Consider the following 25,530-nt stretch of genomic DNA (forward strand, 5'->3'; position numbering starts at 1 on the left):
TACACATATCATGATTCAAAAAATTAAATTAGTAATAGTTAGTATAGTGTTCTTCATGCTATCTACTAGTTTAGAAGCGCAAATAACACAAGGTAGTGATACCAACGGTAAGTACTATGATGTAGTTATTGATGGTCCAGATGCAAATTTAGCAGTTACTATTGCTAAGACTGGAGATATCCGAGAGAATAATGCGACTACAGGAAAGGTCAATATTGTACCATCTGGAGGAACTCCACCCTATAAGTATTTCTTATATAGATCTGGTTCTACAACTGCTGTAAGAAGTGGTGAAATTACAGCATCAGGCGGAAATAAAGAAGAGATAAATCTTGGTCATGGTACATACTATGTAGATATTTATGATGCTAAGTATTCAGGAACACCACCGGCTGCAACGTTTAATTCGAGTAACTGTAATAGTAAAAGGAGTGGTAATGCAATATTAGCAAATCCTCCAAAGTTAGAAGTGCAATTATCTGTAAGTCAAATTATAAAATGTAATGGAGATTCAGGAAGTATTAAGGTAGAAGCTAGAGGAGGAACTCAACCTACAGCAAATTCAGGTGAGTACCTTGTAGAGTTATTTGTAGGTAGTAGTAGCACACCACTAAAAACAACTACAATGACTTTCTCAGCTACAACTTACCAAAATGTAATATTCACAGGGATTTCTATGGCGACTAATTTAACTGAAACTACTTATAAAGTTAAAGTTACCGATAGATATCATGATAAGGAGGGGACGCAGAAGTTATTACAATCAACAGTTTTAACCTTACCAGTTGCAAATATTAGTAACACACCTGTTACATGTTTTAATGGATCAGATGGTACAATAAAAGTTACGCCAGTTGGTGGTACAAAGCCTTATAAAGTATATTTAAATGGGACATTACTAATGGGAACGTTTGATGTTTCTAAAACAATTACTAGTCAAAAAGCAGGGAATTACACCATACAGGTAGAAGATAGTAGGCAATGTAAAACAGCTTTGGTTACTGGAATTAAGATTAACCAACCCATGAATGATCTAAAGATTACTAAAGTAGATCAGCAAAATACAACTTCAGTTGGAGCAACAGATGGTTTCATTGAGTTTAAAGTTGAAGGAGGTACTGTTGGAACAGGTTATGATTATGAATTTAAAGGAACAGCAAGTAGTGCTAAAAATCAAACAGGAAAAATTACTTCAGATGGAGGAACAGTAAAATTCGAAAACCTACCTGAAGACACCTATACATTTAAGGTAACTGATAGTAAAGGTTGTTCTAAAACTCCAACTTCAGTCGATATAGATGATCCAAAACTGTTAGTATTACAGGTCGTAGATGAAAATCCTACATGTTTTGGACGTAATGGTAAAATTACAATCAATGTAACAGGAGGATTTACCAATATATATAGATACGAATGGTTAAAAAAACAGGGCGCATCTTTTGTTTCACAAGGAATTAAAACAAATTCAGAAAGCGTTCCTGATGGTGATTATAGAGTAAAAGTATCAGTAATCTCTGGCTCTACTGTAGTAGAAGATAAAACTACAAGCACTATAGAAATCAGACAACCATCACAAATTACCGTAAGTGCACCAACAATTCAGCATGTAGGATGTAAGAGAAGTAATACAGGAAGTATTACTTTAGGTAATGTAACAGGAGGAACCCCATTAGCAGGTAATAGATATAATTATAGTTGGTCTAACGGAAAAACAACAAAAGATATTACAGGTTTAAGATCAGGTGATTATGAAGTTACTATTACTGATGCTGTGGCAGGTTGTTCTATTACTAGAAAATATACAGTTGAAGAACCTGTAAAAGCTTTAAATGTAGCTCTAGTACAAGCACTAGATCCAACTATACATTCTTCTGATCTTAATGGTATAACACCAGATGGAAGAATTACAGTTAATGTAACAGAAGGATGGAAAAATTACACATATAAGTGGACAGATGCTTCAGGAAAAGAAGTAGGAACAGATAAAGATTTAATTAATGTTGGCCCTGGAATATATACTTTAGAAGTAACCGATAGTGATGGTAGAGGTAGTGCTTGTGTTGATACTTCTATAACAGAACAACTATTTGAGCCTGAAGTTTTAGAGATAACAATTACTACAACACCTGGGGGAGAATTATTTTGTAATGGCGATTCTGATGGTAGTTTGCAAGTGAATGTAAAAGGAGGAACAAATTCTTACACCTATGCATGGTATGAATTTGAAAGTGCTTCAAGAAACTTTATTTCAGGAGAAACAAATACTACAATATCTAAATTAGATGATGGTACTTATGGTGTAGAAGTTACCATGATCAATAGAAATGGAACTGAAGTAAAAAATTATCCAAAAACTGATTTTTCTTTAAAAGAGCCTAGTAAACTGGCCTTTGATATGGCTAATACCAAAGAAAATGATATTAAATGTTTTGGTGAAAAAGGCTCAATAGATATAAGAGTTACAGGGGGAGTTGGAGATTATGTATATTTTATTAGTAAAGATAGTGGAGCTTTTAATACTGTAGGAATACCTTTTACCGCTACAAACACAACATCAATTCCGAATTTAGGAGAAGGTACTTATCGAGTAAGAGTTCAAGATAAAAATACTTGTGATGCTAAAAAAACAGATGGTACAATTGAAACCTTAACTTTCTCTCTAGTAGAACCTACAGCGCTTAAAATAGATGCTGCTAATACGAAACATGAAGGTGTTACAGGTTTCGGATTAGCTAATGGTAAAATAGATATTGTTGCAGAAGATGGAACAGCACCTTATTATTATAGATATAGTAAAGATAATGGCACTTATACAGCTTGGGTGAGTTTTAACCCTTCAACTACAATTTCAAACTTAGATAAAGGTGACTACAAAGTCCAAATCAAAGATGCTAATGATTGTGTGTTAAAAGAATCAGGAACCCAAAAAACTTTAGAATTTAAAATAGAAGAACCTGCAGAATTAATAGTAAACTTTACTACTAATCCAGTATTTACAAGATGTAATGGAGAAACAACAATTGTGAATCCTGATGTAAAAGGAGGACTTTTAAAATCAGGTGAAGATTACCAATATGAATGGAGAAATGTGACAACAGGAGGAGTGGTAAGTAGATTAATGAGTCTTACAGAAATAGCAGGAACATATAGTTTAAAAGTTACTGATTCTTATGGGAATGTGTCAAAAACAAGAGATGCTTTAGGAACTATAATACCTTCAGAGGTTGTTATTCGAGATAATCCAAAAGTAGTTGTGAAGTTTACTCAAGTTGATGTAAAATGTAAAGGAAATAATACTGGATCAATTACAGTAACTCCTGAAGGAGGCACGGGGAATTACGACTATATATGGAGACATGATTCAACATTAAATACAGGAAGTTTAACAGATTTAACTGCAGGGAAGTATTATGTTAAAGTAACAGATAAAAATGGTTGTTTTGATGCGGCAAATCAAGAATTAGAGGTAGAAATTTTAGAACCTACAAATCCTTTAACTGTTGATACAGCTATTACATCTTCAACAGATGCTACAGGTTTCGGAGAAGCAGATGCTTTTATAGAACTCTCAATTAATGGAGGAACAGCACCTTATTTCTATAGATATAAAAAAGATGCAGGAGCTTATGGTGTTTGGACTAGTTTTACTTCTATGGCTACAATTAATACATTAACAAAAGGAGATTACGAAGTCGAAATTAAAGATTCAAATGATTGTCCTTTAAAAATAGCAGGAGTAGCAAAGGCATTAGAATTTAAGATAGGAGAACCAGATGAATTACTAGTAAGTTTTTCAACGAATCCTGTAACCACAAGATGTAATGGCGAAACAGTAACGATTATTCCTACAGTAACAGGTGGTCTTGTAAAAACAGGCGACACATACAAATATGAGTGGAAAAATATTGCAACTGGTACTGTAGTTAGTAGATTAAGTACATTAACAGAAGTAGCAGGTACATATAGCCTGATAGTTACAGATTCAAACGGAAACGTATCAAAATCTAGAGATATATCTGGAGCAATAATTTCTTCTGAAGTTGTTATCCGAGATAACCCAAAAGTAGTTGTGAAGTTTACTCAAGTTGATGTAAAATGTAAAGGAGAAAGTACAGGATCAATTATGATTACTCCAGAAGGAGGTACAGGAAATTACAATTATAGTTGGAGACATGACGCTAGTCTAAACACAGGAAATCTTTTAGGGTTAGCAGCTGGTAAATATTATGTAAAAGTAACTGATGATAACGGATGTTTTGATGCTGTAAACCAAGAATTAGAAGTAGAAATTATAGAACCTACTACTGTTATTTCTGTTAATACAGCTTCTGAAGTGATTACGAATGCAACTGGATTTGGAGTTTCTGATGGTACGATTACCGTTTTGGGTCAAGGAGGTACGCCATTTGTTGATGCTTCAGGAAATGCGTATTATGAATATTCATTACGAAATAAGGCAACGGGTGTAGAAGTTAGTACTTCAAGCACAACTACTACTTTAGCTGGTTCGGAAACAGGTATAGTATACATAATGACTATTACCGATGCAAATAATTGTTTGGTGAGTAAAGAATATACTATCATTCAACCTTCAGAATTATTAGTAGAGTTATCTGTAAGTAGTACTGTAAAATGTAATGGAGAAAATGGAACATTGAGTTCATCAGTAACAGGAGGGTTTCTAAATTCTGGTGATGCTTACGATTATAAATGGTATAATGTATCTGACTTATCTACAGTAGTTGGTACAAATACTACGTTAACGGCAAAAGCAGGAACGTATAGATTAGTAGTTACAGATTCAAATGGAAATGTATCAAAATCTAGAGATATTTCAGGAGCTATTATTCCTTCAGAAGAAACATTATCAGAAAATCCAGTACTTGAAATTACATATGCATCTACAGATATCACAAACGTAACTTGTTACAATGGTAGTGATGCTAGTATAGATATTACAGTAACAGGAGGTACAGGAACTGGTACTTATGTTTACGAATGGAGTAATGGAGATAGAACTGAAGATATTTCAGGTTTAGTAGCTGGAGATTATACTGTTACTGTTACTGATAATAACGGTTGTAAAGATCAGGTAACCATAACCATAACGCAACCAAATGAGTATAAGATAGAAACTAAAGTATTTAAAAGACCTACAGGAGCAGGATTATCAAATGGAGAAATTGCAATTGAAGTACTTGGAGGTACGATGCCGTTCACTTATAAATGGACTGATGAAACTGGAGCAGAAGTGGGAGATACTGCATCTATACAAAATATTACCGCAGGAAAATATGATCTTTTAGTTATAGATGATAGAGGATGTGAAGTTAGAGCAGATTTTAATTTAGGAGAACCAGATCCGTTACTTATATCTATAAAAGAAATAGGAGCAATACAATGTAATGGGGATGCAGCTGGGGTGTTAGAATTAGAAACTTCTGGTGGAGTTGGAGGAAATATATATACTTGGTATAACGCTACTACAAATGGAGTTATAGGAAGTACATTGCGTATTTCAAATTTATTAGCAGGAGATTATTATGTAAAAGTAGTTGATGCTGAGAATAACGAAACCATTAGTGCTACGTACACAATTGTTGAGCCTACCTTATTAGCCGTAACGAGCAGTTCAAAAGACTTATCTTGTTTTGAAAGTAATAATGGAGAGATTACATTATCTGCTTCTTTAGCAACACCTCCTTATTATTATAGATATCAAAAAGATAGTGGAGGATATGGAGCATGGATCGAATTTACTTCAACTACAACTATAAATGGATTAGCCATTGGAAATTATCAGGTTCAAGTTAAAGATGATAAAGATTGTTTCTTAAAAGATGCATCAGGATTTACCCAAACCTTAGATTTTACAGTAACACAACCAGATGTATTACAACTTAGTGATATTACAAAACCAGCAACCGGATTTGGTTTAAGTAATGGTAGTATAGATGTAACCATCACAGGAGGTACAACTCCATATACTTTTGTATGGAAGGATGCTAGTGGAGGAGTTATTGCGAATACTGAAGATATTTCAAATCTTACAGCAGGAACATATAGTGTAGAATTAGAGGATGCACAAGGATGTATACTTACGGATAGCTTTGTAATAAACCAACCAGATGTATTAACTATTTCAATAAAAGAAATAGGAGCAATCCAATGTAATGGAGATAGTTCAGGAACTCTAGAGTTAGAAACTTCAGGAGGTATTGGCGGAAATACATATACTTGGTTTAATGCGATTACCAATACACCAATAGGCGGAAATACAACAAGTATTTCTAATTTATCTGCTGGAGATTACTATGTAAAAGTGGTAGATGCAAATAATAATGAAGCTACAAGTACTACATACACAATAATCCAACCAACATTATTACAAGTTACAACTAGTAAAAAAGACTTGTCTTGTTTTGAAAGTGCAGACGGAACAATTAACATCTCAGCTAGTCAAGGTACTCCAGGATATTTGTATAGATATCGAAAAGACGGAGGTAATTACGGTACTTGGATAGCGTTTAGTGGAACAACAAGTATTTCAGGGTTATCAATTGGAGATTATGAAGTACAAGTAAAAGATACAAACGATTGTTTATTAAAAGAATCAGGAACTGTAAAAACGATATCATATACACTTATACAGCCTAATCTTTTAGAGGTAAGTGAAGTGATAACTGATGTAACAGGAAATGGATTAAATAATGGAAGTATTGATATTACAGTGGTGGGAGGAACAACTCCATACACTTTTGTGTGGAAAGATATTTCAGGAGGAGTAGTTGCAAATACTGAAGACATTTCAAGCTTAGTAGCTGGAACATATACTTTGGACTTGGAAGATGCACAAGGTTGTACAGTAAATAAAACCTATACGGTAACAGAACCAGATGCTTTAAAAGTAACAACAACTCAACAAACTATAGTGTTATGTAAAGGAGATACTACAGCAAGTATTTCGTCAATAGTTACAGGAGGTATAGCCCCTTATACCTATGAATGGTATATAAAAGGAAATGCCAATGTTCAATCCACAACCAATTCGATAAGTAATATTGGTATTGGAATCTATTATGTAATTGTTACAGATGCTAAGAATAATGTAGTTCAAAGTGCTGATCTAGTGATTACCGAACCAGATGTTTTAGAGGTAGACTTAGCGCCAGTAAGTGCAGGTTGTGGAACTGATAATGATTGGACAATCACAGCGAATGTGACAGGAGGTACACCACCATTCCGTTATTTCTGGAATACAGGAGAAAGAACAGCAACAATTCAAAATAAATCATTAGGAACTTATTTTGTATTCATCACAGATGCTAATGGTTGTCAGGTAACAGAAAATGTAGTCCTTGAAAATAATTCACCATTAAGAGTGCAAGAAACTATCACAGATATTATATGTTTTGATGCATGCTCTGGAGGAATCGATTTAGCGATAGATGGAGGAGTAGCCCCTTACATTATTACATGGGATTCAGGTCAAACTACTTCATCACTTACAGGATTATGTAGCGGAGATTATACTGTTGAAGTAACCGACTTAAGAGGATGTAGTATTATAAAAACATTCACTTTAAAAAATCCTCAAGAGTTTGTTTTTGAATTAGTGCCAGATGAAGTGACACTTTGTGCTGGAGAATCTATTGAATATGACGTAACAATGAGTGGTATTGCTAATTACGATTGGACTTCAGACAATGGGTTCACAAGTAATGAAAGTATAGTAACTCTTGATGAAAGTGGAGCATATACATTAACAGTAACTACAGATAAAGGCTGTACAATAACAAAAACACTTACGGTAACTAAATCAGATGTAGAAATAGACGCACAATTGATTTTAACTTCTCAAGCATTTGTAGGTGAAGATATTGCAATTATTAATGTATCTGATCCAATAAGTTCAACAGTAGAATGGGAAATACCATCTAATGTTACAGTAATCCAAAAAGAAAATGAAGGATTAGTAGTACGATTCCCTGCGCCTGGAAACTATAATATTGGTCTAGTATCTATAGAAGGAAATTGTATTAAAAAGGATATAAAAACCGTAAATGTTTTAAAGGAAAGAGTATTACCGGATGTAGGAGATACAGAAGGTCCTTTTGTGAAGAAGTTTGAGGTGTATGCAAATCCAAATAAAGGACAATTTAAAGCTGAAATAGAACTAGAAAAAGAAGCGCAAGTTTCGTTAAGATTGTTCGGCTTAGGAGCGAATACAATTAATGATGATAAAGTACTTAAAGGTAATAAAGAGTACTTAGTAGATTATGATATGAAAGCACCAGCTGGTATTTATATCTTATTATTAGAAACAGCAAAAACTAAAAGAATTAGAAAAGTAGTCATAGAATAATGAAAAGAGTAATTTATTTTTTGTTCGCTGTAATGGTCTTATCCGCTTGTATTGATGAAGTGGCAATACCAGTAGAAGCTAATTTTGATACTGAAATTGTAGACTCAGATCAGACAGTACCTGTAAGAGTTAGGATAAATAATAATACTGAAGGAGCAGATACATACAAATGGGAATTTGAAGGAGGGGATAGAACTACATCTAATGATAGGAACCCAGGGATTATTACTTATGAACAACCAGGAGAGTACACGATTAAATTAGAAGCTTCAAATAGAGATGGTAGTTTTGATGTTATTGAAAAGAAAGTAATAGCAAAACCAGCAGTAAATATTGGGTTTGATGTTGCAATAGATGATAACTTTTCTCCAGTAAAAGCAATAATTACGAATACTACTACTGGTGCTACCTCATATCAATGGTTTTTTGAAGGAGGCTTACCAGCTAGTTCTACAGAGCAAAACCCTCCCGAAGTTATTTTTACCACTCCAGGAGAGCATAAAATCATTCTGATGGTAGATAATGGAGATGAACAACAGGTCATCGAAAAAAGTATAGAAGTTGCTCCATTATTAGCCGCTAGTTTTGATACTCAAGTAACTTTTGAAGATGACGATTTTCAAGCTCCAGTAACTATAGCATTACAAAATAAAAGTGTAAGTGCTACTGGATATCAATGGGAGCTTACAGGTTCAAATGTGCCAACAAGTACTGATGAAAATTTAAGTATCACGTATACCACTCCGGGAACATATACTATTAAATTAATAGCGTCAAATTCCAAAGGAAATAACGTAGCGACTAAACAAATTACAGTTACAGAAAACACCAATTTAAGGACGTTTGAGAATATAAAACTAGGAATTAATACAGCCCATAAAGATGATACTATAGGAGCATTCTTTTCTACTTCAACAAGAGAAGTGTATACTGCTAGTGAAATTACAGACGAAATTGGGGCAAAGATAGACTTAGTGTTTTTTGGGTTAAATGAAGAATTCATTTTTAACAAGTTTGTAAGTCCTGATGAAGCAATGTCGTCAGCTTTCACTACGATTCCTAATGCAGTAAAAACAACTATCATAAATAAGTTAGAAGGTTGTAATTGTGGAGTAACAATATCAGAAGCAGAATTTGATGCGATGAATAATGACAATACACTACAATCTTTAGTAATAACAGCTACAACTGAAGGATCAAAAGAATTTGATAATACTGTAGTACCAAGAATCGTAGTATTTGAAACAGCAGATAAACGAAAAGGTGCCATAAAAATAAAAGAGTTTACTAAAAATGGATTAAACTCATTTATTACGGTAGATATTAAAGTACAAAAAGAAGCTAGATAAGAAAAGTTATGAAAACTAAAGTTAACTACAGAATTATGCTACAAAAATTTATTTTATCAATAAGTTTTATGCTTACTACATGGTTGGTAAACGCACAAACTTTTCCTGTACAGGTTACTCCTCAATTAATTCCATCATACAGTGCCAAGTTATCAGATTATACTACTATAACTAGTGAAAAGTTATTTGCAAATATTCTACTTACTGATGTAAATGAAGTAGGAAGAAGAGTGCGTCTAAAAATGTATATTGAAGGTCAAGGGCTTTCAATCACAACACAGGATGTAGTAAATGGAGCAGCACCAATTTTTGTAGATGGTGGGGTTAACTTAAGATTGTCAAATTTAGATTTACAACCATATTTTCAGCTTAATAATTTATTAGGAATAACTCCTCAACAATACAACAATCCTTTACCTGATGGGGCTTATACTTACTGCTTTGAAGTTTATGACTTCTTTACAGGGAGATTATTATCGAATAGAGGATGTACAACTATTTTTATCTTAAAAAGCGATCCACCATTTTTAAACTTACCATTTAGAGATAATATTGTAAATGCTACTAACCCACAAAATGTATTATTTACATGGACACCTAGACATAGCAATTTAAGTGATGTACAATATGAATTCACGTTAAAAGAACTTTGGGATAATCAAAATCCACAAGCAATATTTCTAGGATCAATACCATTTTATCAAACTACAACAAGAAGTACCACTTTATTAGTTGGTCCTGAAGCACCACAAATGATTCCTGGAAAAGTGTATGGTTGGCAGGTAAGAGCTTTTGTTAGTGATGGAATAGAAGAAACATCCGTATTTAAAAATGATGGAAGAAGTGAAATTTTCTGGTTTAAATATTTAGAAGATTGTTTACCACCAAGCTTTGTAATATCACAAGCACTGACAGCAGAATCAGTTCGTATAGAGTGGCAAACGTCAGATCATATAAAATATAGAATTCAATATAGAAAAAAAGGTTTTGGAGATAACGATTGGTTTGAAGTAGACTCATACACTACGGATGGAAACATATACAATTTAGAACCAGATACAGTATATGAATTCAGAGTAGGAGGAGAATGTACACCATTATCAGGTTTTGCCTATTCTAACATTCAAGAATTTACCACGCCTACTAACGATGAGGCTGCATATTATAATTGTGGATTAACACCACAAATTGATATTAAAAATCAAGATCCTTTACCAAGTTTAAAAGTTAATGAAGCCTTTACTGCGGGAGACTTTCCAGTAATCACCAGAGAAGTATCAGGAGGAAATGGTTCGTTTAGTGGTTGGGGATATATTACACTACCATTTTTAGAAAACCTAAAAGAAATTATAGATGCTGCCAACATTGCGTCTGGAGGAGAAATCAATATAGGAAAGTATACCCGTATCAAAGTAAAGTTTGAAAATGTTAGAATAAATACCAGCAAGCAATTAATTGAAGGTGTTGTTGTAACAGATTACGATCCAGATTGGGGAGGAATTTTAGATGCTGATGAAATTATAAATGATATTGCAGGGGATAACGGAAACATATCTACTTATGATGCAACAAATTTAGATATAGCAACAGTAGAGGTTAGTGAAAATGGAGATATAGTAATCACTACTGAAGATGGAGAACAGCAAACTATAATATCTGATGTACCTGTAGTAATTACTGATCAAAATGGAGATCAATGGACGGTAGACGAACAAGGTAATGTAACAGAAGGAGCAGCTGCTGAAGGTGGGCAAGCAACAAGTGCGAATACCAATGGTGTTTCAGGCTCAGGAAACGTAAATGAAATTACGTCAAAAGATGTTGAAGTTGAATTTATTCCTTCAGGATACTATGGAATAGATCAGTATAATGATAAAATTTCATCAGATAAATATAAAGATGAGTATGAGTTCATCAAAACACATGATAACAAGGAATATCCTGTATTGTATAAGTTTATTACAGATAAACCAAAACAAACTGATGTAATAAAAGCTAAGGTATCTTTTGCCAATGGAAAGACTAAAGAAGATATTGTTTTTAAAACCAAGCAAGGTTCTAAAGTAGACGTTTCATGGTCAACTGATGAAGCAACTATAACCTTAAAAAGACAATTTGATTTCGGTAAAGATGAAATCATAGCAACAGTTAAACCTAAGGAGAAAGACGGTAAATATGATGTTGCTGGAAAGTTAGATCTATGGCATGCGCAACAAAGAGAAATTAATTTAACCTTAGTGTCTATAGATGGTGCTCCATTAACTGATGTAGGAAAACGAATTAATGAAATTTATAACAAAGCAGGAGTACATTTTAAAATTACGGAAGAAAACCTAAGTTTAAATTTGTCTTCATTAGATGTAGGAGATAGCGACTTATTATCACATTATACAAATGGAGAAAAAAATATAATCGAGGCATACAAATCGAGTAAAGGAACTAAAAGTGATCAATACTACATGTTCTTTGTAAAGAATAGTGTTCAACTATCAAAGCAATTAGAAGGTTTTATGCCATTAAAACGCCAGTTTGGTTTTGTATTTACAGAAAATGATGCAGGCAGAATTGCATCTCACGAAATTGGACATGGTATTTTTGGTTTAAAGCACCCTTGGGACCAATATAGTTATGAAGACTTTAGAGAAGAAACAGAATATCTGATGGATTACGGATCAGGTACGAAGTTCACTCATATGGATTGGCAAAAATTACATGCGCCAGGTATTCAGTTATACTGGTTTCAAGGAGATGAGGCAGGTGAAAGTGTCATAACAACTTTACATAAATCTTTAGCTATAAATGAAGTAAAATATAAATGTGAAGATGGTAATTGTGTTAAATCAGTAAAAGGAAAGTATTATTATGGTTATTTAACACCATCAGGAAAAAGAATAGTATTATCACAGGATTATTTTCCAATTTTTTATCATGGAATAGGTAATGATAAATATACTCACATAGTACCAGGTACTTTAATTGGATTCAGAAAAAGAGCAGATGGGGAAGCAGAATCAATAAAATATGTGTCTTCATTATCTTCTGATGGGGAAAATTTTTCAGGGTACAATAATAATTTTGAATATCTAGAAGATAAATTAGAGGGAGACGATAATAGTGTTGTTATAGGTTTACCTTATGGAGGTAATTCAGGAAATACATCTAAATGGAAGAATTATAAGTTTGTACTTAAAGATTTAAAAAAGCATACACAAGGAGAACAGAAAGTTTTAAAAGTAACTTCTAATGAGTTTAAAAGTTTAGGGTTATTTTCTGATAATGTACAACCTACAAGAATCAAAAAATTTGATAATATATCAAAAATCTTAGGAGAAGAACAAGTAGATGTTACAGAATCTGAACTGAAGATTTTAAGAGGTAGATATTTTGAAGTTCCTAACATTACTGATTTTACTACCTTAATTGAAGGTATACTTACAGTAGGTCACGATGAAAAACCTGAAGTATTTTTATTAATTAAAATAGCCGAAATACAAAACAGATATCCATTTTTATTTGATAAGTATTCTAGATGGTTTGATCAATGGAATGTTTATGCATTAACACAAAAAAATTACTTATCAGTAAGTGCTAATATTATAGCAAGGATATCTGCATACAAAGGGGGAGAGTGGGATAAGAATAATGTAACTCAAGAGACAATAGAAAGTGAATTGAGCGACTATAGAAAATGGAAAGATAATATAGCGAATCATAATTCGAAACTATATGATTTCTATAAAAAGTTCACAATTGATTTAAGAAATTATACTGATAGTAAAAGCGAAAGTAATTTTGAATGTTTAAATAATTTAAAAAATAAAACAGCTGATGAAATCTATGCATGTATTGAACTAGCAAGTGATGACGAACTTAAATTAATATCGCAGGAGAATAGGCAGGAAGCTTTAAGAATTATTGCTAATGATGGAAATACAGATGATTATCTTAGAGATAGAGAAGAAACTGTTGTCCAAAGATTAATTAAATATGTTCCATCTAGTTTTAATACCGATACATTTATTAAGTACTTAACTGATACAATTATTTCGTTATCTATTACATCTCAATATGGAACAACAACCTATTTTGATATACCACTTTGGGAAGTATTATTTGATAAGATAGATGACTCTAAATTTCTATACCCTGGTGACAATAGAAATGCAATAATGTTACAATTGCTAAATCATTATTATAATTCTTCATTATACGAGACAGATGTTAAAAGTGTATTTTTAGATTACCAAGAAAAAGTTTTAGGGCAACCTGTAAGTGCTATTAAAGCGCTTAATGAGCAACTATATACATTTAAAAATGACTATCAGAATATATTACGAAGAGGTTTTACTCATTTTAAAAACTCAAATGCTCCTGGTGGTATATTTTATGATCCTGAAGACTTCTATTTTTCTATAGATGCTGAAATTAAACAATCGACTCATAAGATTCATTTAAAACAAAAATTAAAATGGGGGTTTACAAGTCAAACATTACATGAAGATGACTTTGGACCGTTTGATTTATCTCTTATGATGAATCTAAGTAAAGAAAGCTTATTAAATGGATTTAGTTTAAAAGATAAAGAAGGAAAACCTCAGTCCGTACCATTACCTGCAATTATTTTATACTATGCAAGTGAAGTAGGAAATGAACAAACGAAAAGTGATATAATACAATCTGTAATAGATTTAGCTACTCTACCGATACCTGCAGCTAATTTAACAAAGCTGGGTAAAGTATTTTATTATGCAGATAAAATAAGTTCAGTATCCAGTCTTTTAGCTACAGCTAATAGAGAGAATAACCCTGAACTTTCTAAATTCTATAATAAATTGAGTCTTGTTACTGGTGTTACAAGTATTGGTGATATGTTAACACCTAACAAATTGTTAAAAACGGTAATCCCTGCAGAATATCTTGCTAAATCAGCTAATGATATTGTAGAAGATGTTATAAAGTTTACAGATGAGATTGAAAACACACCAATAGATAAATTGAGTGCTGTTGAAATAGGAGCTGGTAGAAGAATCCTTGAAGGAAATTTAGAAGATTTTAGGGCTTTAGATCTTTTAGATGAAGCTAAAGAAGCTAAAATTGTAAATGCAATTAATAAACTAGAGAGTGGTTTAGATTTTGATATCAGTAAGCATTTGGTAGTACTGGGCAATGATATTGATCTGGCACGATTAGCAAAGTTTGAAAATGAAAATGTTGATGGAATTCTAGATTTAGTGATTCATGGAAGTGCTGAACGTTTCATGATTGATGGCAACTATGTAGATAATGTTACGGATATAGCTGATTGGTTAAAGAAAAATAAACCTGATATGAAAGAAATTAGACTTCTTTCATGTACAAGTTTAGATTCAGCGCAAGAATTAGTTGACCATTTAGGAGAAGGATATAAAGTTTATGCCACAGATGGGTTTGTAAGGGTGTATAATGATGGTTCGATTACTAGTGTATCAAGAAACACAGGAGGAGATTCTGATTGGTATAAACTAGAACATAATGTTGAAAAGTCTACTGAAATACCTGAAAATGCTAGACCTAGAGGACCTGACAAAAACAAGCTAGATGATGTAGATTTTATAGATGATTTTATAGAACTATCCAATAGAACTGCAGATCAAATTAATTGGGAGAGACTTGAAAAATTGAATCCTGATTTTGCAGCTACAATAGAAAGTAGATTTGTGAATAATTTAGAAGAAAAAGCAGAGTTTTTAGCAGACTTATTTCATAACGAAAAATTAAGTGGTCCACCAGAGATAGGTATTGCAAGTTTATTATATAGAAAAAGTAATATGGAAAGCCTAAAAAGTATTCATATTGACGCATGGAGGGCTTTGAAAGAGTTTAAAGATATTAGAAGAGGCTATTTTTTATTAGATGGTTTTAGCCATATTTTACCTAGATTTAATAAGTTGTCAGATGCTGATCAAAAAGAATTTTTAAAGGTTATAAGTACATCAGAATTTAATGTTGCTTCTCAAGAAAATAAAATAGGTGCCAGTGGATCAATTAGTAAAAAAGATTTACTAATCAATAACATTAAGAATTTTAAAGATATAGAGAATAATGAAGCTATTATTGATACTTGGTTAGAATTAAGAAAGTATGCAGATGAAGTAAATGCTCAATATAGTTTTAAAGATATTAAAGCCATATCTAACAAAACATTAGATGTAGAAGATGTAGTTATAAGTTATGGATTAAGGGGGTATAATTTATCTTCGTTATTAAAAAAATTAGGATATCTTAATTGTTCTGCATTTGCAAGTCGTACTTCTGATGTTGCAGCAAATACTTTTTCACGTATTAAAGACTATTATAATAAAGGAAAAGCTGATCTAGCCTTTGGAGCAAGTTTCGATGATTTTAGTAAAGCGTACGAGGTAATCATAAATGGAGAACTTAAATCATTAAAACAATACTTGAAAGAAGGTAGAAAAGCTAAAGATTTCTTTGATGATTTAAGAGATAGCAAATTGTTTCATGTATTTGAGTCACACCATGTTTTAGTTGTTGAAATGTTAAAATCTAGAGGGTTCAGAAAATGGTATGAATCAATAGGATATACCAAATTAGATCTTAATGGAGAAACAAGTTTAATTAATGTTATAATGCTTGAAAAGTTTACTAAAGGAAAAGGAGTACATGCATCTCATTCGAAATATAATAAAGCGTTAAAGAATGTAATAAATGAAAGATGGGACAATTATATTAAAAATGATAAATTAAATATAAATGATGCCATAAAAGTAATAGATAGGGATATAATGACTTTAGTTAGAAAAGTTAAAGAAAAATTAGCAAAAGATAGTGTAATAGGTGAAGGAGAGAAGTTAAGTGAAAATTGGAAACGAACTAAAGTTAATGATTTGATTACTGTTTCAATTTTAAGAAGAATGCTAAAATAAATATGTTATAACAAATTATGAATTTTTACGAATTGTCAGCAGATGTATTTCAATGGGAAGTAAAGTTAGCAGGTAAGAAATTACATGAGGTTATTGTCCCAATTAATGAAGAAATATTTATAGAAGATAAAGAGTTACCTATAAAGATGGAGTTAATTGATAGTTATGAAAATATTGGCGAGTGGGAAGGAGAAACTCCCTTTGTAGATATTATCCGATGGTCTGATGATTTTACTTTAGGAAGTACAAAACCTAGAGGAGGAGCATTATTAATCATAAGTAATAAAGTCAAAAAGATTATTGAAAAATATAATTTACCACCCCATCAATTTTATCCTGTTGAAATTAAATGTAAGTATGTTAAAGAAACTAGAAGTGATTATTTTTTACTTCATATGATAGAAGATAAAGAGGGGGAAATTGTAGATTTTGAGAAATGTACATTTAAACAGCTAACGAGAAATGAAAAAGATGAAAAAATTACTATTGAAACATATTCCGAAGGAATAATTAAATCTAGGTTTGAGTTCACTGAAGCCAAGATGGGAAGAAATGAGAGAATATCATTACATAAATTCAAAGATTATTATGGAGATGAATATGATAATTATTTTGAATATGATAATCAGGTTTATAAATATAATTATGATGTTCTTTGGGGAACACCAAGTTTTATTTTTGTTAGCGAAGAAATAAAAAGGCATATAGAAGAAGAAAAATGCACAAACTCAATTTTCACAGAGGTATCTCATAATATGATCAGAGCTTTTGAATATGAAAAAAATAAAAATAAGGAAAGTTAAATTTTGAAAAACCACTTACTACATATCATCTTATTATTCTGCAGCTTTTTAAGCTACGGTCAAACCTATCATGTAAGTGTAAACAATACCTTATACTATCAAAATACAGGTTCAGCATCCTATTGTTTTAGGTCTAATCCAGCTTCTGTACCAAGTGTAGATGGTTTTTTAAGATTAGAAGACAAAAACGGGAACTTGTTAAAGGATATTGATGGTCATTTTACCTTAACTACTAGACCTGCTAGATTTATAGAAAATAGCGGAAAATGTAGATGGATAGAAGGATCAAATAGAGGTAGTACGTATAGTTTAGGTGGATATACTTTTACCATACCAGAAAATCAAAATTCCTATTACGAAGTAAAAACATTTGCTTTAGCAGCACCTTCTGCTATTTATTTTGAGGTAGAAGATAATAATATACGAGAGTTAAATTGTAATGGAGGTAGTGTAATTAGTGTCCCTTCCGTAGTTCCAACATCAGCTATCATAGAATGGGAGTATTTATTAAACTCTTCAGTTGGAGTAGTTAATAACTCTCAAGGAAAAAGAAGTATCACAGTTGCTTTAAATACATTTCAAGAGAATCTGAGAAATCATATTGGGAAAACCATCTATTTCAGGTTTAAAATGAAAAATGGTATTCAATCTTCTTTTAAAGGGTATAAAATTGTATCCTGTTCGCCTGCATATCATAGTACAAATGTTAGTAATACTGTTTGTAATTACTCTACTGATGGGAGTTTTAAAATTAACTTCAGAAGAAATTTAAACGCTAATGAAACTTTGGTGATTACCCTTTATGATGGAGATAATGATGCTATTTTGTACAATCAAGAATTTACCAAAACATTAATTAATAATGGAAATGGAACCTATGGATATCAATGGCAACAACCATTAGATGCTGGACGTTATCGAGTAAAATACCAAACTCACAATGGGAATGGAGGAATTGCTACTACTGATCCATCTTGGGATAGCCTAGAATTTATTCCAGTATTTACCATAGGAAGGTCGGAGAAAGTAACGTTTTCTATAACCAATGATACTGATGAAAATTGTTACGCTGTTAACGACGGATACATTGATGTATCTGCCATTGGACAGCCAGGTAACACATTTTTTTATCAATATAAGAAAGATGGAACTACACAAGTAGTTGCAGGACAAAGTTGGATTCCTTTCACAGGTAGTACAACTACTAGAATTTCAGGATTAGGAAAAGCAACGTATCGAGTACAAGTAAGACAAAGAAGAGGAACTAAAAACTGTTACGCAAAATGAGAACTAAATATTACTATACGACACTATTGCTAATGTTGTTTATTCAACAGTTTTCTTTCTCACAAGGATATGTGTTTAATAGTCTAATTGAAGATGTTTCTCTATCATGTGGACAGGGAGATATTGCAGATGGTTTACCTCCTGGAGCTTTTGACACACCTGAATTATTAATTGTAGGTACTGGTACAAATGTAAGAGGTGTCCGTTTGGAAGGTAACAATACAGGAAATTATATAGCAATATCACCACAAGAACTTTTTTGTGGTTATACATTTAATCCCACACTAGACAGATCAAACTATTGTGAGGATAGATATATAGAATACATAAATATTCGTCCAGATGATAACTTTAAAATCATAACCCCAAATCCAGGAATGGGAAATAGGAGAACTGAAATTACATTAGAAGCAAGCCCGGGGTATCATCCTTTAGTGTACAACTGGCAATATTTTGATATTAAAGATAATAGATGGAAACAATTTCCTAGTCGTTTCTTGGGGCAAAGTAGTATTACATTTGATGCAGAAGATTTATTTGGCGCCAATGCGGAAGATTATATAGATGAAAGTATTCAGTATAAGTTAGAGTTATGTAATGGTTGGTCTCCTGCTGGACCATACATTTATGTTTTTGAATTTCCTTCTCCAGAATTTAAAGGCGCTACTCCAAGTTCAACAGTGTGTAGTTATACTGAGGATGGTAGTTTTGAATTAAAACTAGGTAGAAATTTATTTGCGAATGAAAAACTTGCCGTAACTATTTATGAACAAGATATTACTACTGGTAATTTTACAATTATTCCTACTGGAGGACAAAATTTTAGTGTTACTTCATTAAGAAATAATGGAGATGGGACTTTTAGTTATGTTTGGCCAAGAAATTTACCTGCAAAAACCTATAGAATAAAATATCAAACAGCTCGCAGAACAGATAATATAACTCAGAGTTCATTTAACAGTTTAGTATTTGCGGGAGAGGTAACCATACAGAATTCTCCCAGTGTAGGTTTTACAGTTTCAAAATCAGATAAAAATTGTTTTTCTACTAATGATGGGTACATAGATGTTCAAGCCACGGGATTAGGAAATATGTTTTTTTATCAATATAGAAAAGATGGACAAGTACAAGTAGTAGCAGGACAAAGTTGGATTCCTTTTACAAGTTCAACAAGAATTTCTGGTTTAAATGAGGCAACGTATAGAGTACAAGTGAGACAAGTAAGAGAAGGGAAAGACTGTTACGCAAGATAAGAAGTTAAGTAATCAACCATAAAATGAATATAATAAAGCAACATAGAGTTTTAATGTTGTTACTAATATTAGTAACAACATTGGGCTATGGTCAGCACACTTATTTGTTCAGATATAAAGCTACTTTCAATTCATCAGTTACCAGTACCCCTTTGTTTTTTGAAAACACCATCACTACTAATGCAGGAGCGTTATTAGATGTTAGCTTTACTAGAGGACAAGTGCCAACTATAGACGAATTTAGAATTGTAACATTTACCAATGAAATTACTTCAGTTACTTCTACAGGAAGATATTCTCCAGGTTTTATAGGTGGAGGTGGACTTGGTGGTGGTGGCGGACCAAGTTGTAATAATATCACTAATAATACTAATACAATAGCATTCAATAATTGTCTTGGTGCACAATTGATTTCAGGAACATTTGGTCCATTTCAATGTTTAACTAGAAATATTCAGTTTTTCGAATTAAGAAAAATTGACGACATCAGGGTGGTGAATAATTTCTCTAATACCAATAATGAAATTAAAGCCTGTGAGAGCAAATCTATTGTAATTCCTGTACAGTGTGCCTATGCACTAGAATATAAAATTCCAAGCAATTCCAATTGGTTAGAATTGCTACCGTATGGTAATAATCCTAGAACAGTGTCTATTTCGTATACCGATTTTCCAGGATTAGTACCAGGACAAAACCTACAAATAAGAGTAAAATATTTATTAGGTACTACAGATCCTAAAGCATATTCTGGAACTTTATCTTATCTCATCAGAGCCTGTTCGCCTCAATTTAAGGAAGCAAATCCTAGAAGTACTAAATGTAGTTATACTACAGATGGAAGTTTTGAATTAAAATTACAACGAAATTTATTTTCGAATGAAAAACTAGCAGTTACTATTTATGAAAGAAATACAATAACAGGTGATTTCGATATTATTCCTACAGGAGGACAAAATCTTAATATTACCTCTTTAACAAACAATGGTGATGGTACCTACAGCTATTTTTGGCCAAATAATTTACCTGCTAAAAGATTTAAAATCAAATACCAAACAGCAAGTGTTAGTGAAAATATTACAGATGCTTCTTTTCGAACTTTAGAATTTGCTGGTGAAGTTACCATCGGAGCTCCTCAAGCTGTAAGTTTTTCCATAGCTAAAGCAGAAGATAAAACATGCTTTTTTACCAATAATGGTTATATAGACATTAGTGCCTCAGGGCAAAGTGGTAGAACTTTTTTCTATCAATATAGAAAAGACGGACAAGTACAAGTAATATCAGGAAAAAGTTGGATTCCTTTTAGTAATTCAAATACAACCAAAATTTCTGGTTTGGGGGAAGCAAGTTATAGAATACAAGTAAGAGATTCAAATGATTGTTATGCGAGGTAAAGTTAGGTTGAACATAAAAGCATTAATAGTCATATTCCTTTGTTTTAAGGGAGTACTAAGCTTGGGTGCACAAGCTAGCTATAGAATAGAATTTTTTAACCTTAATTATAGAATTAATAAAGGAGTAAAAAATAGAACCAGTTCCAATATAAATATTGAAATTCATTATGCTAATGGAACAAAAAGAAATTTATATTATAGACCTATCAGAAATAGAGGAGATAATGAAAATAACTTTAAAATAACTCCTTTTATAGCGTACAGTAGGCCTGTAAAAATAACCTGTTTTGCATTTGTGAATTTTAGAACTGGAACAGATGCTAATGGAACAAAAACTGTAAATTTTTCTAATGATTGTGTTGAAGGTAGTTTTGATGAAGGCTATTCTCCACGTATGACACATATTCGTTTTAGTTATAGAATTTATCCTATAATAAAATTAACTCAACCTACAGATAATAATATAGCACCTAATCAATATTTTAATACTAGAGCAACATCAGGATTTTTAGCCCCCACATATAGAAAATGGGAATATAAATTAGGAAATGGAGCATGGAAGTATGTACCCAATGCAAGTGGTTCAGTACTAATAAAAAGACCTCAAGATTTTTTATCAGGGAATTATATAGGTCAGTACATTAGATTTAGAATTAAAACATGTAATACTAATTACAATTCTACAATTGTAAGCTATTACCTCATAGATAATCCACCCCCAATTATATCACACTCAGTAACAAAAACCAGATGTAATTATACTTCTGATGGAGGGATAACATTAAATTTTCAAAGACCATTGCGAACCAATGAAAAGATGTTAATCGCATTATACTTTGAAAATACTGTAGGATCTAATAGTTTCTATTTCTATAAAAGTTTTTCTACAACCAATTTATCATACGATGGGACAAATTATAGCTATACGTTTCCAGAGAATTTAGATGCGGGGAATTATCAAGTTAAATATCAAACAGTAAATAGAAACTTGGGAGAAGAAAATTGGACAAGCTTAACAGCTAGGAACGTAAAAATTAACGAGACAGCTCAAGTAAATTTTAATATTACAAAAAGATCAGATAAAACCTGTTTTGTTAGAGACGATGGTTATATAGAAATTAATGCAAATGGAGAAAAAGGGCGAACATTTTTTTATCAATATTTAAAAGGAGGAGTATTACAAACAATAGCAGGACAAAGTTGGATTCCTTTTAGCAATCCAAATACAACTAGAATTTCTGGTTTAGGAGAATATACATATAGAATACAAGTAAGAGATTCAAATAATTGTTATGCAAGATAATAAATAGAATATTACATATATAGCAATATAAATAAAAGAATAATCAATAACATATAGTGAAAAACAATTACAGGATTCAAGTGAGTGATTTAGAAAAATGTAGTATAGAATAATAAAAGAGAAAGTTTACAAATAGAATGATGAAAATAATATATAAAGTAGTTTTACTACTTGTATTTGGGGGATTTTTTGGAGTGTTTACAGTTAGGGGACAACAAATAGATTTTGAAAATATAGGAAAAGGGTCGCCATTAAAAGTAAATGGAAATATTGCGGCGAATTCAGTGTTTTATAATTCGAGTCAGAATTCATCTAGAGCACCATTTACGTATTTTTTACAAGGAACATTAAACTTTAGTGTGTACGAGTTTTCGGTACCTGTAAGTTATAGTTTTTCCAATCAAGGAGAAGATTTAGAATATCAATTGCCTTTTAACTTCAACCGCTTAAGTTTACATCCAAAATATAAATGGATTCAAGCACATATTGGAGATGTTACCATGACATTCTCACCTTACACCTTAGCGGGGCATCAGTTTACTGGAGGAGGAGTTGAATTAACACCAAATGGAGGTTTTACATTTTCTGCTATGAGTGGTCGTTTATTGCAAGCTACCGAAGATGATGAAGATAATAGAACACAACCTGCTTTTAGAAGAATGGGATACGGTGCTAAAATTGGGTACGAAAAAGATAAGTACAGTGTTGAAGTAATTGGATTTTATGCCAAAGATGAAATAAATTCTATTAGTGCTATTCCAGAAGAAAAGAACGTTTTACCCAAAGAAAATTTAGTAGTGAGCATGAAAGGGGGTGTAAGTATTATGGATGGTTTACGAGTGAAAGGAGAGTTTGCGTCTACGGCAATAACACAAGACTTAAGAGCAACGGAAAGTGATACAAACCAAGGAATTGCAGGATTGTTTTTCAATAACAGAGGTTCTACAGAGTTTTATAACGCATACAACACACAACTAGAATACGCTTTTGATAAATTTAGTTTCGGAGTTGGGTATGAAAGAATTGATCCTGGCTACCAAACTTTAGGAGGATATTTCTTTAATAATGATTTTGAAAATATCACTTTAAATGGTACAACGTCTATTTTTAGAAATAAGGTAAACCTATCTTTCAATGTAGGATACCAACGAGACGATCTCGAAAATCAAAAGGAAACAAGTACCAATAGAACCATTGGTAGTGTAAATGCGACATATGCTTTAAATGAAAAGATCAATATTTCGGGGAGTTATTCGAATTTTACGACATTTACAAATAGTAGATTAGATCAGTTTGACAATATTAATGATGATAATCTTGCAGATAATCAAGATGAATTATTCGATTTTAAACAACTTTCTCAAAATGCAAATGTAAACGTAGGCTACATCATAGAAAATAGTAAGCAAAGAAGACAAAATTTAAATACAAATTATTCATTAGCTACCGTAGCAAATGAAGAAAATGGAATTGTTAGAATTGGAGATGGTTCGACCTTTCATAATTTTAATACTTCCTATACTTTAGGTTTACCACAGCAAAAAATTAATATTACTTCTGCTTTAAACACAACCTATAATACAATAGGTACAGAAGAAGCTTTTACTTGGGGACCAACAGCTGCGGTTAGTAAGAAATTTTTACAAGATAAATTAAATACTACGTTTAGTACATCATATAATCAAAGTAAAGGAAAAACGAATGATACAAAAGCGACAAATATTAGACTAAGTGCAAATTACATTTATAGAAAAAAACACAACTTTAATTTGAGTGCTATTCAATTATTTAGAAGTGTTTCAGATCGAAATACACAAGATTTGACAGTTACATTCGGATATAGTTATGCATTTGATTTAACAGGAATTAAAGGATTAGGAGGTAATCGAAGAAACAATGGTTCATCAGAATCTTCTACCAAAGACAAGAAGAGTAAGAAGAAAAAGTCATTCAGTTTTGCATATAAAACCTATATTTTTGAAGGAGAACCTAATGAAATTACTTTTGATATTCTAGATATTGCTAAAAAAGAACAATTTGTAGAGCAACGCAAAATAAAGACGATTGAAGATCGATTAGGAGAGGCGAAACAAGAAATGATTGATGGAGAATTAAAATCGAAAAGAACCTATAAAAAGAAAGCGATTGCCTATTTAGACCTGTTACATAAAAACCAAGGCTTTTTAGATACATATTTTGATCTTGGTTTCAGAGGATTAAAGAAATTATACGAAGATGCAGAACGAATAGAAAGAAATGTAGAAAAGAAATTCAATCAAGCTCAATTGATGTACAATAAAGCGCACAGCCAAAAAAAGAAGAAATTACTACAATTCTTGAAAAAGAGAGAAGCGGCTTATGTCGCTAATAAATATATTATTGAAAACTTAAAAGGATTAAAAAAACAAGATTTAAAACAGACTAATGGAGTTTTTAATGATTTTAAAAATGAGCACATAGATACTGTTTTTAGAATGTTAGAAGAAGGCAAAACGAAAAGAGAAGTATCTATATTTTTAGAATTAGCATTTGCCAAAATGTATCATGATCTTTCTAAAACAGCTAAATCATAAATAAGTTTAGATCACTAAATTTGAGAACTATATATAACTACTATCCATACTTGGGTAGTAGTTTTTTTAGAGGTCAATGTGAGTCCGATATAACTAAAAGATATCAGTTCTGTAAAGGTTAACTAATTCAATCATTTATTATTTTGTAAGAAGATAATATTATCTAAAATTTAATTTTAAAGGTGAATTTTTAACGTTTTTCTATTTTTAATCCCTGAAAATAAGAATATAAGATTTTTTTTGAAATACGTATTTCTTTTATTTAAAATTAAGTATAAATACT

General features: G+C 31.8%; 9 protein-coding genes. All 9 read left to right on the forward strand.

Going from position 1 to position 25,530, the window contains the following annotated elements; translation table 11 throughout:
- Nucleotides 1–10: 10 nt before the first annotated feature.
- The 9 genes from BVC87_RS01985 to BVC87_RS02025 all read left to right on the forward strand — a co-directional run bounded on the left by BVC87_RS01985 (nt 11) and on the right by BVC87_RS02025 (nt 25,247).
- A complete protein-coding gene (locus BVC87_RS01985; protein ID WP_159439302.1) occupies nt 11–8,365 on the forward strand; it encodes a SprB repeat-containing protein in 8,355 nt (2,784 codons plus the stop codon).
- The gene (locus BVC87_RS01990) at nt 8,365–9,714 is read left to right on the forward strand and encodes a PKD domain-containing protein (RefSeq protein ID WP_075340676.1); all 1,350 of its coding nucleotides are present in this window, start codon (nt 8,365–8,367) and stop codon (nt 9,712–9,714) included. The genes BVC87_RS01985 and BVC87_RS01990 overlap by 1 nt, the downstream gene beginning before the upstream one ends.
- An 8-nt stretch (nt 9,715–9,722) precedes the next feature.
- Complete coding sequence (locus tag BVC87_RS01995; protein ID WP_083629193.1) at nt 9,723–16,637, forward strand: fibronectin type III domain-containing protein; 6,915 nt, start codon at nt 9,723–9,725, stop codon at nt 16,635–16,637.
- A 17-nt stretch (nt 16,638–16,654) separates the two neighbouring features.
- A complete protein-coding gene (locus tag BVC87_RS02000; protein ID WP_075340678.1) occupies nt 16,655–17,440 on the forward strand; it encodes a hypothetical protein in 786 nt (261 codons plus the stop codon).
- A 3-nt stretch (nt 17,441–17,443) separates the two neighbouring features.
- On the forward strand, nt 17,444–18,727 hold the full coding sequence (locus BVC87_RS02005) for a hypothetical protein (protein WP_075340679.1): 1,284 nt from the start codon (nt 17,444–17,446) through the stop codon (nt 18,725–18,727).
- Entirely contained in the window at nt 18,724–19,980 is a 1,257-nt protein-coding gene (locus BVC87_RS02010; RefSeq protein WP_143569690.1) for a hypothetical protein, read from the forward strand. Before BVC87_RS02005 ends, BVC87_RS02010 begins: the two co-directional genes overlap by 4 nt.
- A 23-nt stretch (nt 19,981–20,003) precedes the next feature.
- Nucleotides 20,004–21,371 carry a hypothetical protein gene (locus BVC87_RS02015; protein WP_075340681.1) on the forward strand — a complete coding sequence of 456 codons (1,368 nt, stop codon included), beginning with the start codon at nt 20,004–20,006 and terminating at the stop codon, nt 21,369–21,371.
- A complete protein-coding gene (locus tag BVC87_RS02020; RefSeq protein WP_143569691.1) occupies nt 21,361–22,674 on the forward strand; it encodes a hypothetical protein in 1,314 nt (437 codons plus the stop codon). The genes BVC87_RS02015 and BVC87_RS02020 overlap by 11 nt, the downstream gene beginning before the upstream one ends.
- Nucleotides 22,675–22,811: 137 nt before the next feature.
- Nucleotides 22,812–25,247, forward strand: coding sequence for a porin family protein (locus BVC87_RS02025; protein WP_234974619.1), 2,436 nt, complete (start codon nt 22,812–22,814; stop codon nt 25,245–25,247).
- Nucleotides 25,248–25,530 lie beyond the last annotated feature (283 nt).

Source organism: Tenacibaculum agarivorans (assembly GCF_001936575.1).
Lineage (GTDB): Bacteria > Bacteroidota > Bacteroidia > Flavobacteriales > Flavobacteriaceae > Polaribacter > Polaribacter agarivorans.